The organism is Pantoea sp. UBA4549 (genome assembly GCF_002387285.1).
Classification (GTDB): Bacteria; Pseudomonadota; Gammaproteobacteria; order Enterobacterales; family Enterobacteriaceae; genus Pantoea; species Pantoea borealis.
In genome coordinates this window covers 141,528-163,675 of the sequence record NZ_DGLH01000006.1, presented here as the reverse complement: position 1 = coordinate 163,675, position 22,148 = coordinate 141,528, and the positions used below count along the sequence as shown (strand labels likewise).

Sequence of the window (22,148 nt, the reverse complement as noted above, 5' to 3'; positions counted from 1 at the left end):
AGGAACTGTGCGACAACTAGTTATCAGGCTGTTTGTCCTGCTTGCGGTGCTGGCCACCGCAGGCTGTGGATTTCATCCGCGTGGCACCACTCAGGTGCCATCGGAGATGAAAACGCTGATTGTACAGAGTGGCGATCCCTACGGGCCGCTGGCGCGCACCGTGCGTCAGCAGCTGCGCATCAACGATGTCAACATCGTTGAGGACAGCAGAGAGGCCAGCGCAACTTACCCGACGCTGCGTCTGGGAAGTGTGCGACAGGGGCGTGACACCGCGTCAGTGTTTATCAGCGGTACCACGGCGGAATATTCGCTGGTGATGACGCTGACCGCGCAGGTCGTGCTGCCAGGCAAAGGAATTTATCCTATCAGCACCACGGTCTACCGCTCGTTCTTCGACAACCCTAACGCCGCACTGGCAAAGGATGCGGAACAGGATATGATCCTGCAGGAGATGCGTCAGCGTGCAGCAGAGCAGCTGGTGCGTAAACTGCTCACGGTGCATGCCGCGCAGCTCAATAACAAAGAGACGCTGCCGGAGCCGGAGGTTATTACGCCGGGTTCTGATTCACCGGAAGTGCCCTCCTCTTCCGCCACCAGTCTGCAATGATCAGGATTTATCCTGAGCAACTGCACGCGCAGCTTCGTGAGGGGCTGCGCGCCTGCTATTTTCTCGCCGGTAATGAACCCCTGCTGATTCAGGAGAGTGCGGATGCTATTCGCGCCGCTGCTGGCAGCCAGGGGTTTGAAGAGCACTTTGCGGTGACGCTTGATGCCCAGACCGACTGGCAGGCGCTTTTCGCCAGCTGTCAGGCGCTGAGTCTGTTCACCCTGCGTCAGACACTGACGCTGACGCTGCCGGAAAACGGGCCGAATGCTGCGATGGCTGAGCAGCTGGTTACTCTTTCTGCCTTACTGCACAGCGATATTCTGCTGGTACTGCGTATGACAAAACTGACCAAAGCACAGGAAAACAGCGCCTGGTATAAAGCGCTGAGTGCGCAGGCAGTACTGGTGCCGTGTCAGACGCCTGAACAGGCACAGCTGCCGCGCTGGGTCGCCGCTCGCGCCAAAGCGATGCAGCTCAGCGTCGATGACGCTGCTGTTCAGCTGCTTTGCTACTGCTATGAAGGCAATCTGCTGGCGCTGGCCCAGGCGCTGGAGCGGCTGTCGCTGCTCTGGCCTGACGGCAAGCTGACGCTGCCGCGGGTGGAAGCCGCAGTAAACGATGCTGCCCATTTTACGCCCTTTCACTGGGTGGATGCGCTGCTGGCGGGAAAAGGCAAGCGGGCGCTGCACATCCTGCATCAGCTGCAGAAAGAGGACAGCGAACCGGTGATCCTGCTGCGTACCCTGCAGCGCGATCTGCTGACGCTGCTTCATCTGCAGCGCAATCAGGCAAAGCAGCCTCTGCGTGCGCTTATGGACCAGCAGCGCATCTGGCAGAACCGGCGTGCGCTCTTCACCGGGGCGCTGCAGCGGCTGGACGCCGAACGGCTGCATCAGGCGATACACTTGCTGGCTGAGCTGGAGCTCACTATGAAGCAGGATTATGGTCAGAATCTCTGGCCGCAGCTGGAAACGCTCTCGCTGCTGCTCAGTCAGCGCCACTTTCCGTCAGGATTACATGATGTCTGAGCTCAGCGCCCTGTTTGGCGGCACGTTTGATCCGGTGCATTATGGTCATCTGCATCCGGCAGAGGCGCTGGCGCAGCAGGTTGGGCTGAAAAAAGTCACGCTGATGCCCAACAATGTGCCCCCCCACCGGCCACAGCCGGAAGCGAGTGCCGCACAGCGGGTGGCGATGCTGCAGTGTGCGATTGCCGACCGGCCCCTGTTTGATATCGACACGCGCGAGCTGCAGCGCCAGACCCCCTCCTGGACTGTCACCACGCTGGAAGCGCTGCGTGAGGAGCGCGGTCCCCGGCAGCCGCTCGGCTTTATCATCGGCCAGGATTCACTGCTGTCGCTGCATAAATGGCATCGCTGGCAGGAGCTGCTGTCACTCTGTCACCTGCTGGTTTGCAAACGACCCGGCTATGCAACAGAAATGGGGTCGCCTGAGATGCAGCGGTGGCTGGAACAGCATCAGACGCAGGATAGTGCGGCGCTGCACAACGCGCCGGCGGGCCATATCTGGCTGGCGGAAACGCCGCTTTATGCTATTTCTGCCACTGAAATCCGCCAGCGGCGTCATCAGGGGCAATCCTGCAGCACGCTGCTGCCGGCAGCGGTGATCGACTATATCGACCGCACCGGCCTCTATCGGGATGTTCCGCCAGCCGGCGCGGGTAAATAACCCGGATATATATCCCCCCCGGTTGTAGCATGCTATACTGCGCCGCTTAATTTTTGGCTGCATTTCCGGGCATTCAGCCAGCCCGCATTACCTGTTTTTAAGGGGAACCTTTTGCAAGGCAAAGCACTCCAAGAGTTCGTTATTGATAAAATTGATGATCTTAAAGGCCAGGATATCATTGCGATTGATGTTCAGGGCAAATCCAGCATCACCGATTACATGATCATCTGCACCGGCACCTCAACCCGCCATGTTGCCTCTATTGCCGATCACGTTATGCAGGAGTCCCGCGCAGCTGGCCTGACCCCGCTGGGCGTGGAAGGTAAAGCGGCAGCGGACTGGGTTGTTGTCGATCTCGGTGACGTCATTGTGCACGTAATGCAGGAAGAGAGCCGTCAGCTTTATGAGCTGGAAAAGCTCTGGAGCTAAGCAGTGAAACTGCAACTTGTAGCCGTTGGCACTAAAATGCCCGACTGGGTTCAGACCGGTTTTATGGAGTATCTGCGGCGTTTTCCCAAAGATATGCCGTTTGAGCTGACTGAAGTTACGGCCGGAAAACGCGGCAAAAACGCTGATATTAAACGCATTCTGGAAAAAGAAGGCGAAGCGATGCTGGCGGCAGTGGGCAAAGGTAATCGTATTGTCACGCTCGATATTCCCGGACAGCCGTGGGAAACCCCACAGCTGGCACAGCAGCTGGAACGCTGGAAACTGGATGGCCGTGACGTCAGCCTGCTGATTGGTGGTCCTGAAGGCCTGGCTCCGGCGTGTAAAGCCGCTGCCGAACAGAGCTGGTCGCTGTCGGCGCTGACGCTGCCTCATCCGCTGGTACGCGTACTGGTTGCTGAAAGCCTTTACCGCGCCTGGAGTATTACCACGAATCACCCTTATCATCGTGAATAAACGCCCGACAACCTCCAGATAAAAACGCAGCGGATGAAACTACAGAGCAACGCTTTTCGCGATTACACTGCCGAACAAAAACTGTTTGTCCGCCGCGCCCTTGTGGCGTTCATCGGCATTCTGCTGCTCTCCTGCGTGCTGATTTTCAACCTCTATCATTTGCAGATCCTGCGGTTTGATGATTACAGCACCCGCTCGAATGAGAACCGTATCAAGCTGGTACCGGTCGCCCCGAGCCGCGGCATCATCTACGATCGCAACGGCGTTCCGCTGGCGCTGAACCGCACGATTTATCAGGCGGAACTGGTTCCGGAAAAAGTTGACGACCTGAAGCAGACGCTGCAGGCGCTGCGACCGGTGCTGGATCTGACTGACGACGATATCGACGCCTTTGAAAAAGAGCGCAAGCGCTCGCGTCGCTTTACCTCTATTCCGGTTAAAACCGGCCTGAATGAAGTCCAGGTTGCACGTTTTGCCGTGAATCAATACCGCTTTCCCGGCGTGGAAGTTAAAGGCTACCAGCGCCGCTATTACCCTTATGGCCAGACGCTGACGCACGTTGTGGGATATGTATCCAAAATCAACGATCGCGATGTCAAACGCCTTGATGAAGAGGGTAAGTGGCCTAACTATGCCGCCACGCATGATATCGGCAAGCTCGGTATCGAAAACTACTATGAAGATGTGCTGCACGGCAAAACCGGCTATGAAGAGGTCGAGGTCAATAACCGTGGCCGTGTGATCCGTCAGCTGCATGAGCAGTCTCCGCAGGCGGGCCGCGATATCTGGCTGACCGTTGATCTCCGGCTGCAGCAATACATTGAAACCCTGCTGACCGGCAGCCGGGCAGCGGTTGTTGTCAGCGATCCGCGCACCGGTGAGATCCTGGCGCTGGTCTCCACGCCAAGCTACGACCCCAACCTGTTTGTCGATGGCATCTCCAGTAAAGATTACAAGGCGCTGCTGAGTGATGAAAACCGGCCACTCTATAACCGCGCACTGCAGGCCGCCTACCCGCCCGCCTCGACGGTAAAACCTTACGTCGCGGTATCAGCGCTGAGCGCGGGCGTCATTAACCGTAATACCAGCCTGTTCGATCCTGGCTGGTGGCAGCTCCCTGGTTCTGAAAAGCGTTACCGTGACTGGAAAAAATGGGGCCACGGCCGTCTTAACGTTACAAAATCGCTGGAAGAGTCAGCGGATACGTTCTTCTATCAGGTCGCCTATGATATGGGCATCGATCGCCTCTCGGAGTGGATGACCAAATTTGGCTATGGTCATCGCACCGGTATCGATCTGCCGCAGGAGAGCGCCGGTAATATGCCGACGCGCGACTGGAAAATGAAACGCTTTAAAAAACCCTGGTATCAGGGTGACACGATTCCGGTCGGTATCGGACAGGGCTACTGGACTGCTACGCCGGTACAGATGAACAAAGCGATGATGATCCTGATTAATGATGGGGTTATCAAAGTGCCGCATCTGCTGCGCGCTACGCGTGAGGGCAGCGCCATGGTGCCTTATCGTCAGCCACCGGATGCACCGATTGGCGATATTCACTCCGGCTATTGGGAGATTGCCAAAGATGGCATGTATGGCGTCGCCAACCGCGCCAACGGTACAGCACACAAAAGCTTTGCTGATGCGCCCTATAAAATTGCTGCCAAGTCAGGTACCGCACAGGTATTTGGCCTGAAAGAGAATGAAACCTATAACGCGCACAAAATTGCCGAACGCCTGCGCGATCACAAACTCATGACCGCTTTTGCGCCATACGACAAACCGCGCGTGGCCGTTACCATCATTCTGGAGAACGGCGGCGCCGGCCCGGCAGTGGGAACCGTAATGCGCCAGATCCTCGATCACATAATGCTGGGTGACAATAATACGGTGCTGCCTGAAGCCGCCCCGACGCCGCCCGGCTACGAAGGTGAATAATCATGTCGATGAACGATAGTCCGCAGAAAAGGACGATCTGGACACGTATCCATATCGACCCGCTGTTTATGTTAATTGTTATTGCGCTGCTGACTTACAGCGCCATTGTGATCTGGAGCGCCAGCGGGCAGGATCCGGGCATGATGGAGCGGAAGCTGGGTCAGATTGCTATGGGCACGGTGATCATGCTGGTGATGGCGCAGGTACCGCCGCGCGTTTATGAGAGCTGGGCGCCCTATCTCTATATTGTCTGCGTGATTTTACTGATAGCCGTTGACGCCTTTGGCCATATCAGTAAAGGCGCACAGCGCTGGCTCGATCTTGGATTTGTGCGCTTTCAGCCGTCAGAAATAGCCAAAATTGCCGTGCCGCTGATGGTCGCGCGCTTTATTAACCGCGACGTCTGTCCGCCCACGCTGAAAAATACCGGCATCGCCCTGGTGCTGATCTTTATGCCTACACTGCTGGTGGCAGCACAGCCCGATCTCGGCACCTCTATTCTGATCGCCGCTTCCGGCCTGTTTGTGCTGTTCCTGTCCGGTATGAGCTGGAAGCTGATTGGCGTGGCGGTGCTGCTGGTTGCCGCCTTTATTCCGGTGCTGTGGTTTTTCCTGATGCATGACTATCAGCGCGATCGCGTGATGATGCTGCTCGATCCTGAAAGCGACCCGCTCGGCGCGGGGTATCACATTATTCAGTCCAAAATAGCCATCGGTTCCGGTGGCCTGCGCGGTAAAGGCTGGCTGCACGGTACGCAGTCCCAGCTGGAGTTTCTGCCGGAGCGTCATACTGACTTTATCTTTGCCGTGCTGGCAGAGGAGCTGGGCCTGGTCGGCGTGCTGCTGCTGCTGCTGCTCTATCTGCTGCTGATTATGCGCGGCCTGATCATCGCCGCACGGGCGCAAACCACGTTTGGTCGCGTGATGTCAGGCGGATTAATGCTGATTCTGTTTGTTTATGTTTTCGTTAATATTGGCATGGTAAGTGGTATCTTACCGGTGGTTGGCGTACCGCTGCCGCTGGTCAGTTACGGCGGGTCGGCGCTAATCGTATTAATGGCGGGGTTCGGCATTGTCATGTCGATCCATACTCATCGAAAAATGTTGTCTAAAAGCGTTTAAGAGGCTGCACATGCGTAAGGACTGGCTTGGGGTTGCACTGGCGTCACTGGTATTAAGTGCCTGTACCACACAGGAACCGCAAACAAATACGCCACCGCCACAACCGGCGTATAACGGTCCGGTAGTGGAGATCCCGGGCGTTGAGCCGCGCTATGAACCGATCAATCCGGCCACCAGCCAGGATTACAGCGTGAATGGCAAAACCTGGCGCGTGGTCAAAAATCCGTCCAGCTTCAGTGAAGTGGGCCTGGCAACCTGGTATGGCGATGAAGCTAAAGGCAACCGCACCGCTATTGGTGAAACCTACGATCCTGATGCACTGACCGCCGCGCATCCTACCCTGCCCCTGCCGAGCTACGTGCGTGTCACCAATATGGCCAACGGCCGGCAGATTGTGGTACGCGTCAACGATCGCGGTCCCTACATGCCGGGGCGTATTATCGATCTGTCACGCGCCGCGGGCGATCGTCTGAATATTTCAAACAATACGCGCGTTCGGGTCGACTTTATCAACGTCGCGCCTGATGGCTCAGTTTCCGGCCCCGGTACAATTGGCACCACGGTGGCGAAGCAGAGCTACGCGCTGCCCGCCCGTCCCGATCTCAGCGGCGGTAATGTCATGAACGGCGGCAGCGCGCCGCAGCCCGCAGACACAGACGTGCGCGAAGTTGATAACCGTGCGCTGCAGGGCGACGACAGCCTGGGTGCCCCGGTACAGAGCAGCGGCTTTCTGGGCGCGCCGCAGCCGTTAGCAAACGGCGTGCTGGAGGGCAGCGAGCCGCCGCCGGCCCCTGCACCCGCAGTAGCCGCCCCTGCCGCTCCCGCCGCCGCGACCAGCCAGAGCGCACCGGCCAGCGGCAGCTATGTTGTGCAGGCTGGCGCGCTGAATGATGCAGGTCGCGCACAGCAGCTGGCCAGCACGCTGGGTAAGCGCTTTGGCGTGCCGGGTAAGGTTGAGAGCAGCGGTAATGTTTACCGCGTTCAGCTTGGCAGCTTTGCCCGCCGCGCGGATGCTGCGGCCCTGCAGCAGCGCCTCAGTACGGAAGCGCAGATTAACGCCTTTATTACCACAGCTCGTCCCTGAAAGTGACGGACAGTAACATTTACGGCTAAAACTGACCGGCAATGCGGGATGCTGCCCGATCCCGCATTTGCTATAGTAAGGCACTTTTTTCACCCTTAACCCCACGGATGTTGTAGTCCTTAACATGAATACGCTGAAACCTTCTCGTTTGCTGAAACGCCTGACAGTGGGATCACTGGTCGCCTTCTCTCTCAGCCATGTTGCCTTTGCTGATGATATCAATCTCAAAACCATGATTCCGGGTGTGCCGGACATTGATGCTGAGGCTTATGTACTAATCGACTATAACTCCGGCAAGGTACTGGCAGAAAAGAACGCTGATGCGCGCCGCGATCCCGCCAGCCTGACTAAAATGATGACCAGCTACGTTATCGGTCAGGCGGTTAAAGCCGGTAAGATCCATCAGGATGATATTGTTACCGTGGGCAAAGACGCCTGGGCTACCGGCAATCCGGTATTCAGGGGCTCATCGCTGATGTTCCTCAAGCCAGGCGATCGCGTGCCGGTCTCCCAGCTGACACGCGGCATCGTGCTGCAGTCCGGTAACGACGCCTGTGTTGCGATGGCTGATTACGTGGCTGGCAGCCAGGATGCGTTCGTTAACCTGATGAATAACTATGTTGGCGCACTGGGCCTGAAAAACACCCACTTCCAGACGGTACATGGTCTGGATGCTGACGGCCAGTACAGCTCCGCACGGGATATGGCGCTGATTGGCCAGGCGCTGATCCGCGACGTGCCGGATGAGTACGCTATCTACCGTGAGAAAGAGTTCACCTTTAACAATATTCGTCAGATGAACCGTAACGGTCTGCTGTGGGACAGCAGTCTGGCAGTAGACGGCATCAAAACCGGTCATACTGAAGCGGCGGGCTATAACCTGGTGGCGTCTGCTACCGAAGGCCAGATGCGCCTGATCTCCGCCGTAATGGGCGGCCACACCTTTAAAGGACGCGAGACCGAAAGCAAAAAGCTGCTGACCTGGGGCTTCCGCTTCTTCGAAACCGTGGCACCGCTGAAAGCGGGTAAAGAGTTTGCTTCTGAACCCGTCTGGTTTGGCAATACCGATCGCGTTCAGCTGGGCGTGGAGAAAGACGCCTATCTGACTATCCCGCGCGGCCGGATGAAAGATCTGAAGGCGAGCTATGTGCTGAACAACACTGAACTGCACGCGCCGCTGAAGAAAAACCAGGTGGTTGGCAGCATTAACTTCCAGCTTGATGGTAAAACGGTTGAGCAGCGCCCGCTGGTCGTATTGAATGAAGTTGAGGAAGGCGGTTTCTTTGGCCGCATCATCGACTACATCAAGCTGATGTTCCATCACTGGTTTGGCTGAGTCGCGGTTGAAAAATCACCAGCCCGCCCATAAATAAGATATGATCAAGGCTCTCGCCCAGGCGGGAGCCTGTTTTTTTAAGCACCGGAGTTAATATGAAAACCAAACTGAATGAACTGCTCGAATTCCCTACCCCCTTTACCTATAAAGTTATGGGACTGGCGCAGCCGGAGCTGGTTGATCAAGTGGTTGAAGTGGTGCAGCGGCATGCGCCTGGCGACTATACACCTGACGTAAAGCCCAGCAGCAAAGGCAACTACCACTCTGTATCCATCACCATTACCGCGACCCATATTGAGCAGGTTGAAACGCTCTATGAAGAGCTGGGTAACATCGATATCGTGCGCATGGTTCTGTAATACCGGCGCTGGCAAAGCCCGCTTTGCCAGCGTTATACTCAGGCTTTCCCTCTTTACCGGACCTCTGCTGTGTCTGCAAATACACTTCTTGTACGCAATCTTGGCCTGCGCGACTGGCAGCCTGTCTCTGACGCCATGCATCACTTTACCGATACCCGCAACGCGGAAACCCCCGACGAGCTCTGGCTGGTTGAGCACGCGCCGGTCTTTACGCAGGGACAGGCTGGTAAAGCTGAACATCTGCTGATGCCAGGCGATATTCCGGTGGTGCAGAGCGATCGCGGGGGGCAGGTCACTTATCACGGCCCGGGCCAGCAGGTCATGTACGTGCTGGTAGATATTAAGCGGCGCAGGCTGGGCGTGCGCGAGCTGGTTACGGCGCTGGAAGAGACCGTCATTGCCACCCTGGCAGAGTACGGCGTGGCGGCGCGCGCGCGCGCAGATGCGCCCGGCGTTTACGTGGGTGATGACAAAATCTGTTCGCTCGGATTGCGGATCCGTAAAGGCTGTTCATTTCACGGGCTGGCGCTGAATATCGCGATGGATCTGGCTCCGTTTCTGCGTATCAATCCGTGCGGCTATGCCGGGATGCAGATGACGCAGCTAAGCCAGTTCCGGCCCGGTGCTCTGCCGGCTGACGTACGTCCGCGTCTGGTGGCACACTTCGCGCGTTTAACAGGATTTGACGAGATGGCCTGGCAGGATGAAAGCGCTGACTGACCTTGTCTGTGCGTGCGTATTTACAAAATTGTAACCTTTCTCACCGCATAGCGGCTGCTTCTGCAGCGGCGAGATGATATAATTTTTGCAAATTTTTCAAAAAAAGTTGAAAGCCTGGTTCTCAGTTTGAGTGAGGAAGCTTTCAAATCGCAATCCCGATCGGAACCTGCAGATTTATGAGTAAACCAATTCAGATGGAACGCGGCGTCAAGTATCGCGATGCCGACAAAATGGCGCTGATTCCGGTGAAAACCGTGGTCACCGAGCGCGACGAAATTCTGCGTAAGCCGGAGTGGATGAAGATCAAACTGCCGGCCGACTCCAGCCGCATTCAGGGCATCAAAGCCGCGATGCGTAAAAATGGCCTGCACTCCGTTTGCGAAGAAGCCTCCTGCCCGAACCTGGCGGAGTGTTTCAACCACGGCACCGCCACCTTTATGATCCTGGGCGCCATCTGTACCCGTCGCTGCCCGTTCTGCGACGTGGCGCACGGTCGTCCTAATGCGCCTGATGCGAACGAGCCGCTGAAGCTGGCGCAGACCATTGCCGATATGGCACTGCGTTATGTGGTTATCACCTCTGTCGATCGCGACGATCTGCGTGACGGCGGCGCACAGCACTTTGCTGACTGCATTACAGCTATTCGTGAAAAGAGTCCCAGCATAAAAATTGAAACGCTGGTCCCTGACTTTCGCGGACGTATGGATCGTGCACTGGAGATCCTCACCGCCACGCCGCCTGACGTGTTTAACCATAATCTGGAAAACGTGCCGCGCGTCTATCGTCAGGTACGTCCTGGCGCTAACTATGAGTGGTCGCTTAAGCTGCTGGAGCGCTTTAAAGAGGCGCATCCTGATATCCCGACTAAATCGGGCCTGATGGTCGGCCTGGGCGAAACCAATGCAGAGATTGTGGAAGTGATGCGCGATTTGCGTCGTCACGGCGTAACCATGCTGACGCTGGGACAATATCTGCAGCCGAGCCGTCACCATCTGCCGGTACAGCGCTATGTCAGCCCGGCGGAATTTGATGAGATGAAAGAAGAAGCGATGGCGATGGGCTTTACGCACGCCGCCTGTGGCCCGTTTGTGCGCTCGTCTTACCATGCGGATATGCAGGCTAAAGGGCTGGAAGTAAAATAATCCTCTGCTGACATCTTTCTGATACAAAAAAACCAGTCTCTTTGAGTCTGGTTTTTTTTCATCACAACTTGTTACAGTTGTGCGGCCCGGGCACGCCGTTACTCTTTATGGCTGACGCGCTCTGCCGGGATCTCATCTGCACTGCTCTTTGCAACGGTGCTGTCGTCGTCTTTCATGGCTTTTTTAAAGCCCTTGATCGCCGATCCTAAATCACCGCCCAGTGAACGCAGCTTATTAGTACCAAATAACAGAACAATAAGCGCACCGATAATCAGCAGCTTGGCAATACTGATACCTTCCATACTCTACCTTCAGCTCTCACGTATAACGGACAGCCCTTATTAACGCGCACTCTGCGCCGGCACTCAACAGAATTCTGTAACAGAGTAAGATCGGATCGATCACTCCTGACGCAGCTGCGGCGTGGCAAAGCGGCGGTTCTCCAGCACCGGCAAAATGCGGCGTGCGTAAGCGAGTCGCTCCCTTTCCAGATCGGCAAAGATCAGCGCCGCAGATTCAGCGGCCTGCGCGATCGTCACCCCCAGCGGATCGATCGTCATACTGTTGCCAATATTACGCGGCCCGCATTCTCCGGTGGCAACCAGATAACAGGTATTTTCCAGTGCGCGGGTAGCAGTCAGTAGCGCCCAGTGACGCTCTTTTTGCGGACCTCTGACCCAGGCCGCGGGCAGTACCAGCACGTCTGCCCCATCCAGCGCCAGACGTCGTGCCAGCTCAGGAAAGCGAATATCGTAGCAGGTCATCAGCCCGACCTTCATACCCGCGACTTCAATCAGCGGCGGGATACTGCTGCCTGGCGTCACGCGCTGCGACTCCTGCATCGCAAAGGCGTCATAGAGATGCAGCTTGGCGTACCGGGCAATGATCCTGCCACTACGCAATGCAATCAGCATGTTTTGCGTTTTTCCTGCTGCAGCCGGCACGTGCACGCTCATAATAGTCGTGAGGCTGTTCTCTGCACTTTCAGCCAGCAGCGCGCTGACAAACGGGCCATCAAGCGGCTGTGCCGCCTGCAGAATACGATCGGGATGATCCCTGTCCTGCATCAGCACCGCTTCCGGCAGGACCAGCAAATCGGCCCCCCCTGCCCGCGCACGCTGCATCAGATCGCGGCAGGTAACGATATTCTCCTGCCACTCGCTACTGACGGCGAACTGCCCCATTGCCGCTCTCATTTTTTCTCCTCCGGTACCGCTGTGCTAACAGAGATCTTTTATATGATAGCGCGGTGACTCCACATAGCCTTCACGTGCGTAAAACTGATTGGCCTTAAGCCGCGAAGCGTGACAGTGCACCTCCATACGATCGCAGCCTCGCTGCCGCGCCAGCTGCTCAGCGTGGGACAGCAGCTGCTGGCCGCTGCCTTTACTGCGTTCACCTTCCGCAATGCAAAAATAGCTGATACGGGCGAAATCCCCTGCCAGCGCCAGCTGCGGGATAAAATGCAGCGACAAAAATCCCAGCACCTGCGCCCCGTGCTCCGCCACCAGCAGAATCTCATCCGGATGAGTACAAAGCTGCGCCAGACGCGCTTCAATAACGTGCTCAGTGCCGCTATAGCCAAGCTCAGCCAGCAGTGCGCTCAGGGCGAAACAGTCATCGGGCCGCGCTTTTCGTATATGCATCGTGCTCCTCCTTGTATCGGGCTGTTGTTATATAGCCTGTGAACAGGAAAAGCTGCAAGCGGTAGTGGTTAAAACTCTGTTGCATCCCCGGTTTGTGAAACAGCCAGCAAAAAGCAGCGATGCCCTATTTCTGTCATCCGGGCTTAAGGCTGACTTAATCTTGCTTTGGCATGCTGAAGAAAATCACATCTGAGGCGAGTAAAATGAAAAACTGGATCCCACGTTCTTCGGAAGAGATACTGGCACTGGCTTTTACTGCAGTAGTGGTTGCTGCCTGGCTGATCACCTGGTGGCAGAACTGAAAAATGGATAAAAAAAACCCGCCATCAGGCGGGTTTTTAAAATTCTGACTGTTAACTTACAGAGCGGTAACGTTAGCAGCAGATGGGCCTTTAGCGCCGTCGGTGATTTCAAACTCTACACGCTGACCTTCAGCCAGAGTTTTGAAGCCGTTGCTCTGGATAGCAGAGAAGTGTACGAATACATCTTTGCTGCCATCTTCTGGAGTAATGAAACCGAATCCTTTGGACTCATTAAACCACTTAACGTTACCTTTGATCTTGGACATCTATATTACCTTTACATGAAAAATGGACACTAAACTGTGTCGTCATCTAGTACAGCAATTGCAGTGGCATTTGTCCAGTCCGAATTGATGAAAAAGTGATAAATATCGGATTTTTGTTCCTGCATCACACTTTTGCACTTACCTGCTCGCTTAAAACTGGAATCTGAGCCAGGCAAAATAGACGTTGCCATTATTATAAGTACCGGGAATGTAAGTCATTTGAAAGGTAGCAGGCCCATAGCCTATGGAAGCCAGCGGCAGTACCAGCGGTACCGGAATATATTTCCAGTTGTCACGTGCAGTAAAGCCAGCGGTATAGCCCGCTCCCAGATGAAAATGCTGATCCTGCAGCGGACGCCACGTTGCTTCCCAGCCATAGCCGGCAATAGGTTCCCACTTGTTGAAGGAGTCTTTAAACGCCATGACATAGAGCCCGTTCCAGTTGCCTTTGTCATCCCAGCGCGAGACGCCGCCCCCTGCGCCCCACGGCCGTTCGTTATACTTTTTGATGTGCTCATCATCATATGTCCAGCGGTTGTGCCAGGTAATAGCCGGTACATAAAGATCATAATGCTGTGGCGCAGACCAGGTCTGCGCCACATTGTCACTGAAACTATTCCATCCCGCTTTAAGCGCGGCGCCTGCCGTAGCGGCTGAAGCAGAAAATGAGACCAGTATGGTCAACACGCAGCCCGATATGGCTGCTAAAACGTGTCGATTCACAAATAAAACCCTGTTATTGCGTAATGTAATGGCAAGCAGAACATCTGTAAGTTGCTCTGCAAAACTGATTGCTGCGTTTTTACGTCTGAAGTTACCAAAAAGAGTGGTAACGCTTTTCAGATATAGTCTGAAATGACATACACGCAAGAGGCGTATTGTACCTTTCAGCGTCGCAATCGCTAAAACCCTGGCTAAACAAAACAGAAAAAGGGTTTCTGTGACGTAAAGTGCACTTTTAGCAATTAGCTGAACGAAAAAAATCCTTATTTATCATGGATTAGATTAAATTTGCCGTGTTGTTATACATATAAACAGAATTAATCATTTGAACCCGGACTCTGATTGAGATATTTCTTGTTTTCTGCGAGGGAACAGGGAGAGGAAGGGTGACGATTTGTTGCAGCCAGTGCGGCAGTAAAAAGTTCTACTATACGTGCCAGCAGAGTGAGACTTCAGAGCCAGCAGGTCATCACGGCGCGCGCTGTGCAGTATGCAGGAAGCCGCTGAGTAGTGCAGATATTAAACCGCCTGAAATGACAGGCCGACAGCCCATTGTACGCTATGCGCGATAATAATTTCAGGCACCCGCAGGTGCCTGAACACGTCAGAAAATCAGCTTGAATACACCCGTAATAGTCAACAGCCCGACAATAAAGACAATCGCAATAATCCACAGAAATATTTTCATTATTCGCTCCTTCAATTTGAAAATTTATGCATCCGCTGCTGAGTATAGCTGAATATTCTGAACTCACCGTGCGCTGCCGGCGTGCGTTTCGCTTACCCGTCAGGAAAATAAGCCCATGGTATTTCTGCGAGCAGGGTCTCAGCTCAGTCATTAACTGGCCCTGCTGGCGCTCTTTACGGATAACGACAGGCTAAACTTAAAGCGCCTGCAACGGGCCTCAATGGTTATCTCTGTTAGCGAAACGAGGAGAAATTATGAGTACGATTAATACCAGCATGGGACGTTATAGCCTGAAGGCTAAAGATGTCGGCAGCCATATTAAAGGGAGTATCGCTATTAACGATGAAGGCGGTACACAGCTGACCATGCAGGAGTTTGATGAGCACTATCTGGATGATGTGGTGAATAATGTCATCTACCCGGTAACGGGGGGCAATCGTGAAATTACCCGCGCACTGCGCGAGCAGATGGTTAAAGCGGGTTTTGAGCAGCCACATTAAGGCTGTCGGGCCACAATTCTGTGGCCCGTTATAAGCATTACAGCGCAGCAGAGAGCAGCAGACAGCCTGCCAGACCGCATACGGAAATAATCGTCTCCAGCGCTGACCACGATCGGATAGTCTCACCGATGGTGAGATTAAAGTACTCTTTAAACAGCCAGAAGCCCGGATCGTTAACGTGCGAGAAAATCACGCTGCCGGAGCCTACCGCTATCACCATCAGTTCAGGGCTGGCCCCACTGGTCACGATCAGCGGTGCAACAATCCCGCCAGCCGTAATCGCGGCAACCGTGGCTGACCCCAGCGCAATACGCAGGATCGCCGCAATCGACCAGGCCATAAAAATCGGCGACAGGTTGGTCGCATGCATCATGCCCGCGATATATTTGTCCACGCCGCTGTCCACCAGCACCTGTTTAAACGCCCCGCCACCGCCAATAATCAGCAGCATCATGGCAATGATCTTGATGGAGTCGGTGATCGTGCCCATCACCTCATCCATGCTGCGTCCGCGATTCAGACCAAAGGTAAAAATAGCGATCAGTACAGCAATCAGCGTTGCCATAATCGGATCGCCAAAGAACTCTGCGTACGGCAGCAGCACGTGTCCTTTCGGCAGCAGCATCTCAGCCACCGCACGTAATGCCATCAGGATCACCGGCACCAGCGCAGTCCAGACGCTGACGCCAAATCCTGGCATCTCTGCTTCCGTAAAGGTTTTTGGATTCCACAGCCCTTCCGGAATCGGCTTATCGATGCCTTTCAGAAAACGCGCATACACCGGGCCAGCCAGAATTACGGTAGGGATCCCCAGCAGCGTGCCGTAAAGCAGCGTTTTGCCCATATCAGCGTTAAATAGCGTAGCGATTGCGGTCGGGCCCGGATGCGGCGGCAGAAAACCGTGCGTTACTGATAGTGCTGCTGCCATGGGAACACCGACGTAAAGCAGCGGCACGCGCGCTGATGCGGCGATGCTGAATACCAGCGGCAGCATCAGCACAAAACCCACCTCATAAAACAGCGCAAAGCCGACGGTAAAACCGGTCAGTACCAGCGCCCACTGGATATGTTTCTCACCAAATTTTTTAATCAGCGTAGTAGCAATACGCTGTGCGCCGCCACAGTCAGCCAGCAGTTTACCCAGCATGGCACCAAAGCCCATAATCAGCGCCAGGCTGCCAAGCGTTCCGCCCACGCCGGTTTTAATCGAGCCGATCACTTTATTAACCGGCATGCCCTGCATCATGCCCACCGCCAGCGCCACCAGAATCAGCGCGATAAAGCCGTTAAGTTTGAAGCGAATCATCAGCAGCAGCAGCAGCGCTACGCCAATCGCCACATAGAGTAATGGCATGGTTTTTCTCCACTTTTTTACGCGCGGCGTCAGTTGCCAGCGGGTTGCGTTGTTCTATCGGATCGGCCAGATGCGGCCGGATGTTGCAAAATGCGTCATACTGTTACCGGTATCATGTTAAGGGTAACATCAGACCGGTAACATCAGAGTGGCGGGCAGAATTTCGTTTTTGCGAAGGCGATCAACTTTTGCTCATTCAGCTAACGGCCTTTATATCGGCGTCTGCAGCGCTTTCGCTACACTGGCTGCCTGAAATCAATCTGAAAGGATAGACAGGTGAGTGAGAACCTGATTGCGCTTTACAGTAACCAGCAAACTCTGTGCGGACGCGGCAGTATTCACCGTCTGCTGCCGTTACTGGCTGAGGACCCGCAGCCTGCGCTGCTGTTCTGCGGCCGCTCATTTCTCGCTAGCGAGACGTGGCGTCAGCTGGAGGGTGAGCTGCAACACGCTATTCAGGACTATGAAATAGTCAGTCACGAAGCCTCTCCGGAAGAGATTGACGTCTGGGTCGCGCGCTGGCGCGGGCGGGTTGCGCGGGTGGTGGCGATTGGCGGTGGCAGCGTACTGGATGCGGCCAAAGCGTTCTGCGCCATGGTGCAACATCCTTTGCCGACGGCGTGCTATCTGGAGAAAGTGGGTGATACACCGGTGCAGGGCGATACGCTGCCACTGATTGCTATCCCGACTACTGCCGGCACCGGCAGCGAAGTCACGCAGAACGCTGTTGTCACCGATCAGCAGCAGATCAAAATCAAAGCGTCGCTGCGCCATCCGAACTTTGTTCCTCCTGTCGCGATTCTTGATCCTGATCTGCTGCGCGGCACGCCTGATAAGATCCTTGCCACCTGCGCTATTGACGCCTTTACCCATCTGTTCGAAGCCTACCTGTCAAAAAAAGGTAACTTTTTTACTCAGCAGATGGCGCTCAGCGGGCTGCGACTCTTTTTCCAGGCCTGGCCGCACCTGAACCGTGCTGACCAGCAGGGAGATGAGGCGCGCGAGGCTATTATGATGGCGTCATGGCTGGGCGGCCTCTGCCTGAGCAGCGCCGGGCTGGGAGTGATCCATGGCATCGCTGGCGAGCTGGGGGCAATCAAAGCGATTCACCATGGTGAAGCCTGCGGCCGCCTGCTGTTTCCGTTTCTGGAGCTGCTGGCAGAGAGCGATCACCCTGAGCAGCAGCATCTGATGGCCACGTTTGCCGCGCAGCTGATGCCCGGGGCGTCCGCCCCTGCCCCGCTGGCACTGAAGGCCTGGCTGCAGCAGCACGCTATTGTCCCGTTCTGGCAGGAGGGACCCGCGCTCTCTGCCACAGAGGTGGACTGGATTGTCGCACGCGCTAACAGTAAAAACAGCTGGGTAACCTATGACAGTACGCAGCTGACCGACATGCTTGTTCAGGCGTGGCGCGTTCTTTAATCCTGCCCGCGCGCTCTGCTCAGGCGAACGGGCCGTCGCCCGCCAGCATCTGCTCTATGACCTGCAGTACGCCAGCATGATTATTATCCGCGGCGCCATAGCGCGCCGCGGCTTTGACCCGATCCGGCGCGTTCTGCATAGCAAAGCTGAATCCTGACTGCGCCAGCATTTCCAGGTCGTTGCCGCCGTCGCCGAATGCCAGCACCTCACTGCTCTCAATCCCCCAGCGCTGCTGCAGCAGACGCAGTCCGTTGGCTTTGTGGAGTCCCGGCACAATCAAATCCACTGAACCGTGGCCGCTGGAGGTGGCCGCAGCCGATCCCTGATGCAGTCGCTCAATGTCTGCCATCAGAACCGGTACATACTCATCAGAGAGGTTCAGGGCAAATTTGAACAGCCGGTCACCGGCAATCTCATCCAGCGTCTCAATGGGCCGCAGGCGGTGACAGTAATGCCGCATCTTCTGCAGCCACTGCGCGTCCGCACCGGCAAAGTAGTAGGCGCTGTTGCGACCACAGATAAGAAAACGCAGGCCGGGATAGTTACCCTGCTGCAGCGTATCCAGCACGGCGTGCACTGCATCAGGGCTAAACGCACCGCAGAAAAGTTCCTCTTCACCGTCAAGGATCCACGCACCATTCTCTGCGACGAACGCGATCTCATGGGCAATGTCCGGAAAAAAGGATTTCAGCTGGTAGTACTGATTGCCGCTGGCGACGACAAACCGGATACCACGCTGTTTCATCATTTGGTAACAGGCCATAAAGCGCGGCCGGTCATACTGCTTGCGGTCATCCAGAAAGGTGCCGTCCATATCCACTGCTACCATTTTAACTGCGGCCATCACTGCTCCTTAGCATATGCGTATTAGCGATAGCTCACAGAATAGCCTGGCAAATGATGAAAACTGAAACGGAGCGGGAGTTATGGTGTATTCCGGAGGGAGATTACCTGAACGCGCCGCAGAGTAAGATGGCGGTGATAATGCCGGTTGCCGCTGCTGCCAGCACATAATTATTGTCGATGAAGGCCCGGAACTCACGTACCTGCCAGGCAAAACGGTCACTGTAATAATGTCCTTACGACCCGGTCCGCGGTGATCCCCTTCCCGGCCGGGTGCGGGCTGGTTTTTATGGAGATTCCCGTGGGGAGCCGCCAGGGCTTTCGCCTGACCTGGCAAGGAAACTGTATGCTGCATCTCATAAGAGAAATAGCGATCGGCACTTTATTTTTTTTCACAATGCTCTTCATCACTGCAGCAATAAAAGAAAAAAACATAAAAAAACCCGACCACAGGGATCGGGTAAATAAAAATGTTTCACTATTCAGAAACAGGGAAACCCTGCAAATCAGAGGGTAAAACTGAAGCACACAACGCCACATCACCAGCATTGCGCGCGCAGAATATCACTTCATCACTAAAATAATAAATAAAATTAACCGAATTTAAGAATATTACTTAACGCTGGCTCGCCAGTTAACGGTGTTATTAAATAAGGTCGGTGCTCTGACCTCACGCCTGCATTAGAATTAAAAACTCAGAGAAAACATTAAATTAAAATAATGGCCTTTTTAGCCTGAGATCAGGAAAATAACTGCCCTGTCATCCCTCTGATTTCACCCACAGTAAAATTATAAGCAGCATAATTAATTATCTGTTTGCTGGCTGATAACGCGCGCCAGAATTACGGCTGCCGGGTGTGCCGTAGCTGAGAAGCCGGATGCCGCGCCAGCGCTGCGGCAGGCCGTATCGGGCGGCGGACCAGTTCACCGCTGCAGTTCGGACAGCGCTGCAGCAGAACATGCTCAGCGCAGGTTGCGCAGAATGTGCATTCAAATGAGCAGATACGTGCCTCCGTGCTTTCCGGCGGTAAATCCGCATTGCACCACTCACAGTTAGGTCGCAGTTCCAGCATAGGGTTCTCCGGTTTAGCGCAGGCTCAGGACAGATTTTTATCCGTTACTGCATTCAATCATGTGAAACAGATTACATTCTGCGCCAGCCGTTCTATAGTTCTTTCGCTACGTTTATTTGCGAGGCTATGGAATGCGTGTTAAAGGCTTAAATATCGGTTTCTTTATTCTTATCCTGGCGATTGTCACCATCGCCTTTTTTGATGTGCTGTCACCTTATTTCTCCGCTATTCTCTGGGCGGCTATCCTGGCGGTGATTTTTGCTCCGCTCAAAGTGCTGCTGCGGCACAAAATGGGCGATCGTAACGGGCTCGCCTCTTTTGTCACGCTGCTGATTATCTGTCTGATTGTGTTTACGCCGCTGGCGATCATCACCTCATCGCTGGTCGTGGAGATCAATACCGTTTACGTCAAGCTGCAGAATAATTCAGCGCAGTTCCCGACGGTGTTTGCTGAGCTGCTGCAGCACCTGCCGGGCTGGGCGCAGCGCTATCTGGCCGACCACGATCTCAACAACTCTACCCAGATTCAGCAAAAGCTCTCTGAGTTCGCGCTGAAAGGCGGCCAGTATATGGCGGGCAGCGTGCTGCTGATTGGTAAAGGCACGTTTACCTTTACCGTGAGCTTTGGCGTGATGCTCTATTTACTGTTCTTCCTGCTGAAAGATGGCGCCTGGCTGGTGGGCCTGATCCTCGAAGCGCTGCCGCTCTCCACCTATGTGAAGCATCATCTGCTGATGAAGTTTGCTGCGGTGTCGCGCGCGACCGTGAAAGGGACCGTGGTGGTGGCAATTGTTCAGGGTGTACTGGGCGGCTTTGCTTTCTGGATCACTGACATCGACGGCAGCCTGTTGTGGGGCGCACTGATGGCATTCCTGTCCCTTATCCCGGCGGTCGGATCTGCCATCGTCTGGGTGCCGGCAGCAATCTTTTTCTTTGCCACCGGCGCGCTGTGGAAAGGTCTGTTCCTGGTCGGCTTCTTTGTGGTGATTGTCGGCCTGGTAGATAATATTCTCCGCCCGCTGCTGGTGGGCAAAGACACCAAGATGCCGGACTATATGATCCTGATCGCCACGCTGGGCGGCATGGAAATCTACGGCATCAACGGCTTTGTGATTGGCCCGCTGATTGCCGCTCTGTTCATCGCCTGCTGGAATCTCCTCTCCGGTCGCGATAACCGCGACAACGCCGAAGAGATTGATGAAGAGTTTATTGAAGAGGGCAAAACGCGCGAGTAGCGCTATGCGCTGAGCTGACTAAAAACCGCCTGCGGGCGGTTTTTTTATGGCTGCTGCTCTGGCTGACGATTAAAGGCCGCTGGCAAAAGCGCATCAGCCTGCTGACTCACGATAGTGGCGGAAAGCGCCGGATAGCGGCTATCAGGCCCGGTTTGCCTGTTGCAAAAAGGCAGTGGATACCGGGTATGAGCATGGCCGGGCGGATGGGAAAGTACAAAAAGGGGATAGCGATATGCGCACCTTGTGCCTGACTATCTTACCGGGCACGTGTGCAAAATTGACTCAATTTCAGGAAATAATGACACAACTATGACACAAGGAGAAAATCAGGTTGGTGTGTAGCTGACGTAACGGCTTGATTTGACTTGGCGCGCCCTACAGGATTCGAACCTGTGACCTACGGCTTAGAAGGCCGGTGCTCTATCCAGCTGAGCTAAGGGCGCTGAGGAGTTGGGTCGGATTATACGTCGGGAAGCGGGTACGTCAACGTTTTTGCCGTTTCTGTGCAGCGGAGTGCTGCGGGAATAACCAATTTGCGTCAATGACGCCTGCGCCATTCGCTGAGCGACACGAGATTACTGGTGCCGGTGGATTCCCCTTCCAGCTCAACCCCTTGCGGCGTAAAACGTGCATTAAATTGTTCACGCCGCGCATGCAGCTCCTGACTGTCCGGCTCCAGCTGGCGCAGAAAGCCCAGCGCGAGCAGCAGCTGCTGGCGGCTGATGAGTGCCGGAAAACCGGCGCGGCTGAGGATGGTATGCCAGCGCTGACTGTTCTCCTCGCTGCCATCAACAATCAGGACCTGCCAGATCAGCAGTACCGCTGCGCCATTATGCAGATGCGTTTCGTTATCGCGGCTGAGGTAGTCGGTGAACTCTTTCGCCGCCTCTTTACCCATCATAGAGAGCATGGATTCCACCTGCACCGGCGGCAGCTGCAGCCGTTTACTGAGCCGCTGGGCGGCGTGACGTGAGCCGGCGGTGAGCAGCTGAAACCCAGCGACAAACACCACCGCCAGAGTGGCAAGCATTATCCAGATCATTGCATCGTTCCCAGAGTGTCCTGCAGATATCATACGCATGCAGGCTGGCACGCGTCACCACGAAAAAAGCCGGAAAGCGCGTGCGCTGCTGAAACTGTGACTGACAGCCGCCCGCGCTTCTGCCAGAATAGGCGCCATCCCCGATTTAACTCTCT

General features: G+C 55.1%; 25 protein-coding genes and 1 tRNA gene. 16 read left to right on the top strand and 10 right to left on the bottom strand.

The genetic code is table 11. The features are described from left to right. The first annotated feature begins 7 nt into the window (after window positions 1-7). From lptE to lipA, 12 genes are all read left to right on the top strand, one after another. Window positions 8-607, top strand: a complete 600-nt coding sequence (gene lptE / locus B3041_RS04125; protein WP_292969656.1) for an LPS assembly lipoprotein LptE — start codon at window positions 8-10, stop codon at window positions 605-607. Next, window positions 604-1,635, top strand: a complete 1,032-nt coding sequence (gene holA, locus B3041_RS04120) for a DNA polymerase III subunit delta (protein ID WP_292969654.1) — start codon at window positions 604-606, stop codon at window positions 1,633-1,635. The genes lptE and holA overlap by 4 nt, the downstream gene beginning before the upstream one ends. After that, on the top strand, window positions 1,628-2,296 hold the full coding sequence (nadD, locus tag B3041_RS04115) for a nicotinate-nucleotide adenylyltransferase (RefSeq protein WP_292969652.1): 669 nt from the start codon (window positions 1,628-1,630) through the stop codon (window positions 2,294-2,296). Before holA ends, nadD begins: the two co-directional genes overlap by 8 nt. A 111-nt stretch (window positions 2,297-2,407) precedes the next feature. Further along, a complete protein-coding gene (gene rsfS, locus B3041_RS04110) occupies window positions 2,408-2,725 on the top strand; it encodes a ribosome silencing factor (RefSeq protein ID WP_065649880.1) in 318 nt (105 codons plus the stop codon). Between the two features lie 3 nt (window positions 2,726-2,728). After that, window positions 2,729-3,199, top strand: a complete 471-nt coding sequence (gene rlmH, locus B3041_RS04105; protein ID WP_013357098.1) for a 23S rRNA (pseudouridine(1915)-N(3))-methyltransferase RlmH — start codon at window positions 2,729-2,731, stop codon at window positions 3,197-3,199. 33 nt (window positions 3,200-3,232) lie between these two features. Beyond that, complete coding sequence (gene mrdA, locus B3041_RS04100) at window positions 3,233-5,137, top strand: peptidoglycan DD-transpeptidase MrdA (protein WP_292969646.1); 1,905 nt, start codon at window positions 3,233-3,235, stop codon at window positions 5,135-5,137. A gap of 8 nt (window positions 5,138-5,145) precedes the next feature. After that, entirely contained in the window at window positions 5,146-6,258 is a 1,113-nt protein-coding gene (gene mrdB, locus B3041_RS04095) for a peptidoglycan glycosyltransferase MrdB (RefSeq protein WP_065650496.1), read from the top strand. A 10-nt stretch (window positions 6,259-6,268) separates the two neighbouring features. After that, window positions 6,269-7,342 carry an endolytic peptidoglycan transglycosylase RlpA gene (gene rlpA / locus B3041_RS04090; protein WP_292969644.1) on the top strand — a complete coding sequence of 358 codons (1,074 nt, stop codon included), beginning with the start codon at window positions 6,269-6,271 and terminating at the stop codon, window positions 7,340-7,342. Window positions 7,343-7,466: 124 nt separating this feature from the next. Next, on the top strand, window positions 7,467-8,678 hold the full coding sequence (dacA, locus tag B3041_RS04085) for a D-alanyl-D-alanine carboxypeptidase DacA (protein ID WP_065649883.1): 1,212 nt from the start codon (window positions 7,467-7,469) through the stop codon (window positions 8,676-8,678). A 95-nt stretch (window positions 8,679-8,773) separates the two neighbouring features. Continuing rightward, window positions 8,774-9,037 carry a DUF493 family protein YbeD gene (gene ybeD / locus B3041_RS04080; protein ID WP_065649884.1) on the top strand — a complete coding sequence of 88 codons (264 nt, stop codon included), beginning with the start codon at window positions 8,774-8,776 and terminating at the stop codon, window positions 9,035-9,037. Window positions 9,038-9,106: 69 nt separating this feature from the next. After that, window positions 9,107-9,757 carry a lipoyl(octanoyl) transferase LipB gene (gene lipB / locus B3041_RS04075; protein WP_065649885.1) on the top strand — a complete coding sequence of 217 codons (651 nt, stop codon included), beginning with the start codon at window positions 9,107-9,109 and terminating at the stop codon, window positions 9,755-9,757. A gap of 176 nt (window positions 9,758-9,933) precedes the next feature. Beyond that, entirely contained in the window at window positions 9,934-10,899 is a 966-nt protein-coding gene (gene lipA / locus B3041_RS04070; RefSeq protein WP_039383121.1) for a lipoyl synthase, read from the top strand. A gap of 98 nt (window positions 10,900-10,997) precedes the next feature. Here the strand turns inward: lipA and tatE are convergent, their stop codons facing one another. From tatE to pagP, 5 genes are all read right to left on the bottom strand, one after another. Next, the gene (gene tatE, locus B3041_RS04065) at window positions 10,998-11,201 is read right to left on the bottom strand and encodes a twin-arginine translocase subunit TatE (protein WP_039383119.1); all 204 of its coding nucleotides are present in this window, start codon (window positions 11,199-11,201) and stop codon (window positions 10,998-11,000) included. 99 nt (window positions 11,202-11,300) lie between these two features. Further along, the gene (locus tag B3041_RS04060; RefSeq protein WP_292969640.1) at window positions 11,301-12,095 is read right to left on the bottom strand and encodes a deaminated glutathione amidase; all 795 of its coding nucleotides are present in this window, start codon (window positions 12,093-12,095) and stop codon (window positions 11,301-11,303) included. 24 nt (window positions 12,096-12,119) lie between these two features. Beyond that, on the bottom strand, window positions 12,120-12,545 hold the full coding sequence (locus B3041_RS04055; protein WP_065649887.1) for a GNAT family N-acetyltransferase: 426 nt from the start codon (window positions 12,543-12,545) through the stop codon (window positions 12,120-12,122). A 358-nt stretch (window positions 12,546-12,903) separates the two neighbouring features. Beyond that, the gene (cspE, locus tag B3041_RS04050; RefSeq protein ID WP_010615627.1) at window positions 12,904-13,113 is read right to left on the bottom strand and encodes a transcription antiterminator/RNA stability regulator CspE; all 210 of its coding nucleotides are present in this window, start codon (window positions 13,111-13,113) and stop codon (window positions 12,904-12,906) included. 150 nt (window positions 13,114-13,263) lie between these two features. Beyond that, on the bottom strand, window positions 13,264-13,836 hold the full coding sequence (gene pagP, locus B3041_RS04045) for a lipid IV(A) palmitoyltransferase PagP (protein ID WP_065649888.1): 573 nt from the start codon (window positions 13,834-13,836) through the stop codon (window positions 13,264-13,266). Between the two features lie 942 nt (window positions 13,837-14,778). Between pagP and B3041_RS04040 the strand changes: the two genes are divergently transcribed. Next, on the top strand, window positions 14,779-15,024 hold the full coding sequence (locus B3041_RS04040; protein WP_065649889.1) for a hypothetical protein: 246 nt from the start codon (window positions 14,779-14,781) through the stop codon (window positions 15,022-15,024). A gap of 37 nt (window positions 15,025-15,061) precedes the next feature. Here B3041_RS04040 and gntT read toward each other — a convergent pair whose 3' ends face one another. Then, on the bottom strand, window positions 15,062-16,378 hold the full coding sequence (gene gntT, locus B3041_RS04035; protein WP_065649890.1) for a gluconate transporter: 1,317 nt from the start codon (window positions 16,376-16,378) through the stop codon (window positions 15,062-15,064). 276 nt (window positions 16,379-16,654) lie between these two features. On the opposite strand from gntT, the gene B3041_RS04030 reads away from it, so the two are divergent. After that, entirely contained in the window at window positions 16,655-17,800 is a 1,146-nt protein-coding gene (locus B3041_RS04030; protein ID WP_292969612.1) for an iron-containing alcohol dehydrogenase, read from the top strand. 19 nt (window positions 17,801-17,819) lie between these two features. Here the strand turns inward: B3041_RS04030 and B3041_RS04025 are convergent, their stop codons facing one another. Beyond that, window positions 17,820-18,644 (bottom strand): Cof-type HAD-IIB family hydrolase, encoded by an 825-nt coding sequence (locus B3041_RS04025; RefSeq protein WP_292969610.1) that lies wholly within the window; start codon window positions 18,642-18,644, stop codon window positions 17,820-17,822. A 288-nt stretch (window positions 18,645-18,932) separates the two neighbouring features. Between B3041_RS04025 and B3041_RS04020 the strand changes: the two genes are divergently transcribed. Then, the gene (locus B3041_RS04020) at window positions 18,933-19,160 is read left to right on the top strand and encodes a hypothetical protein (RefSeq protein ID WP_292969608.1); all 228 of its coding nucleotides are present in this window, start codon (window positions 18,933-18,935) and stop codon (window positions 19,158-19,160) included. Window positions 19,161-19,485: 325 nt separating this feature from the next. On the opposite strand, the gene B3041_RS04015 is transcribed toward B3041_RS04020, so the two are convergent. Next, complete coding sequence (locus tag B3041_RS04015) at window positions 19,486-19,716, bottom strand: DUF1272 domain-containing protein (protein ID WP_292969606.1); 231 nt, start codon at window positions 19,714-19,716, stop codon at window positions 19,486-19,488. 131 nt (window positions 19,717-19,847) lie between these two features. Here B3041_RS04015 and B3041_RS04010 point away from each other — a divergent pair, with 131 nt between their 5' ends. Next, window positions 19,848-20,951, top strand: a complete 1,104-nt coding sequence (locus tag B3041_RS04010) for an AI-2E family transporter (RefSeq protein WP_292969604.1) — start codon at window positions 19,848-19,850, stop codon at window positions 20,949-20,951. 366 nt (window positions 20,952-21,317) lie between these two features. Here the strand turns inward: B3041_RS04010 and B3041_RS04005 are convergent. After that, window positions 21,318-21,394, bottom strand: a tRNA-Arg gene (locus B3041_RS04005). A gap of 95 nt (window positions 21,395-21,489) precedes the next feature. After that, window positions 21,490-21,993 (bottom strand): DUF1198 family protein, encoded by a 504-nt coding sequence (locus B3041_RS04000; RefSeq protein ID WP_065649895.1) that lies wholly within the window; start codon window positions 21,991-21,993, stop codon window positions 21,490-21,492. Between the last annotated feature and the right edge of the window lie 155 nt (window positions 21,994-22,148).

Excerpts from the sequence above, each read along its gene's own strand:
- holA (WP_292969654.1), top strand. The coding sequence starts at position 604 with ATGATCAGGATTTATCCTGAGCAACTGCACGCGCAGCTTCGTGAGGGG.
- nadD (WP_292969652.1), top strand. The coding sequence starts at position 1,628 with ATGTCTGAGCTCAGCGCCCTGTTTGGCGGCACGTTTGATCCGGTGCAT.
- mrdA (WP_292969646.1), top strand. The coding sequence starts at position 3,233 with ATGAAACTACAGAGCAACGCTTTTCGCGATTACACTGCCGAACAAAAA.
- mrdB (WP_065650496.1), top strand. The coding sequence starts at position 5,146 with ATGAACGATAGTCCGCAGAAAAGGACGATCTGGACACGTATCCATATC.
- rlpA (WP_292969644.1), top strand. The coding sequence starts at position 6,269 with ATGCGTAAGGACTGGCTTGGGGTTGCACTGGCGTCACTGGTATTAAGT.
- dacA (WP_065649883.1), top strand. The coding sequence starts at position 7,467 with ATGAATACGCTGAAACCTTCTCGTTTGCTGAAACGCCTGACAGTGGGA.
- ybeD (WP_065649884.1), top strand. The coding sequence starts at position 8,774 with ATGAAAACCAAACTGAATGAACTGCTCGAATTCCCTACCCCCTTTACC.
- lipA (WP_039383121.1), top strand. The coding sequence starts at position 9,934 with ATGAGTAAACCAATTCAGATGGAACGCGGCGTCAAGTATCGCGATGCC.
- tatE (WP_039383119.1), bottom strand. The coding sequence starts at position 11,201 with ATGGAAGGTATCAGTATTGCCAAGCTGCTGATTATCGGTGCGCTTATT.
- B3041_RS04060 (WP_292969640.1), bottom strand. The coding sequence starts at position 12,095 with ATGAGAGCGGCAATGGGGCAGTTCGCCGTCAGTAGCGAGTGGCAGGAG.
- B3041_RS04055 (WP_065649887.1), bottom strand. The coding sequence starts at position 12,545 with ATGCATATACGAAAAGCGCGGCCCGATGACTGTTTCGCCCTGAGCGCA.
- cspE (WP_010615627.1), bottom strand. The coding sequence starts at position 13,113 with ATGTCCAAGATCAAAGGTAACGTTAAGTGGTTTAATGAGTCCAAAGGA.
- B3041_RS04040 (WP_065649889.1), top strand. The coding sequence starts at position 14,779 with ATGAGTACGATTAATACCAGCATGGGACGTTATAGCCTGAAGGCTAAA.
- gntT (WP_065649890.1), bottom strand. The coding sequence starts at position 16,378 with ATGCCATTACTCTATGTGGCGATTGGCGTAGCGCTGCTGCTGCTGCTG.
- B3041_RS04025 (WP_292969610.1), bottom strand. The coding sequence starts at position 18,644 with ATGGCCGCAGTTAAAATGGTAGCAGTGGATATGGACGGCACCTTTCTG.
- B3041_RS04020 (WP_292969608.1), top strand. The coding sequence starts at position 18,933 with ATGGAGATTCCCGTGGGGAGCCGCCAGGGCTTTCGCCTGACCTGGCAA.
- B3041_RS04015 (WP_292969606.1), bottom strand. The coding sequence starts at position 19,716 with ATGCTGGAACTGCGACCTAACTGTGAGTGGTGCAATGCGGATTTACCG.
- B3041_RS04010 (WP_292969604.1), top strand. The coding sequence starts at position 19,848 with ATGCGTGTTAAAGGCTTAAATATCGGTTTCTTTATTCTTATCCTGGCG.
- B3041_RS04000 (WP_065649895.1), bottom strand. The coding sequence starts at position 21,993 with ATGATCTGGATAATGCTTGCCACTCTGGCGGTGGTGTTTGTCGCTGGG.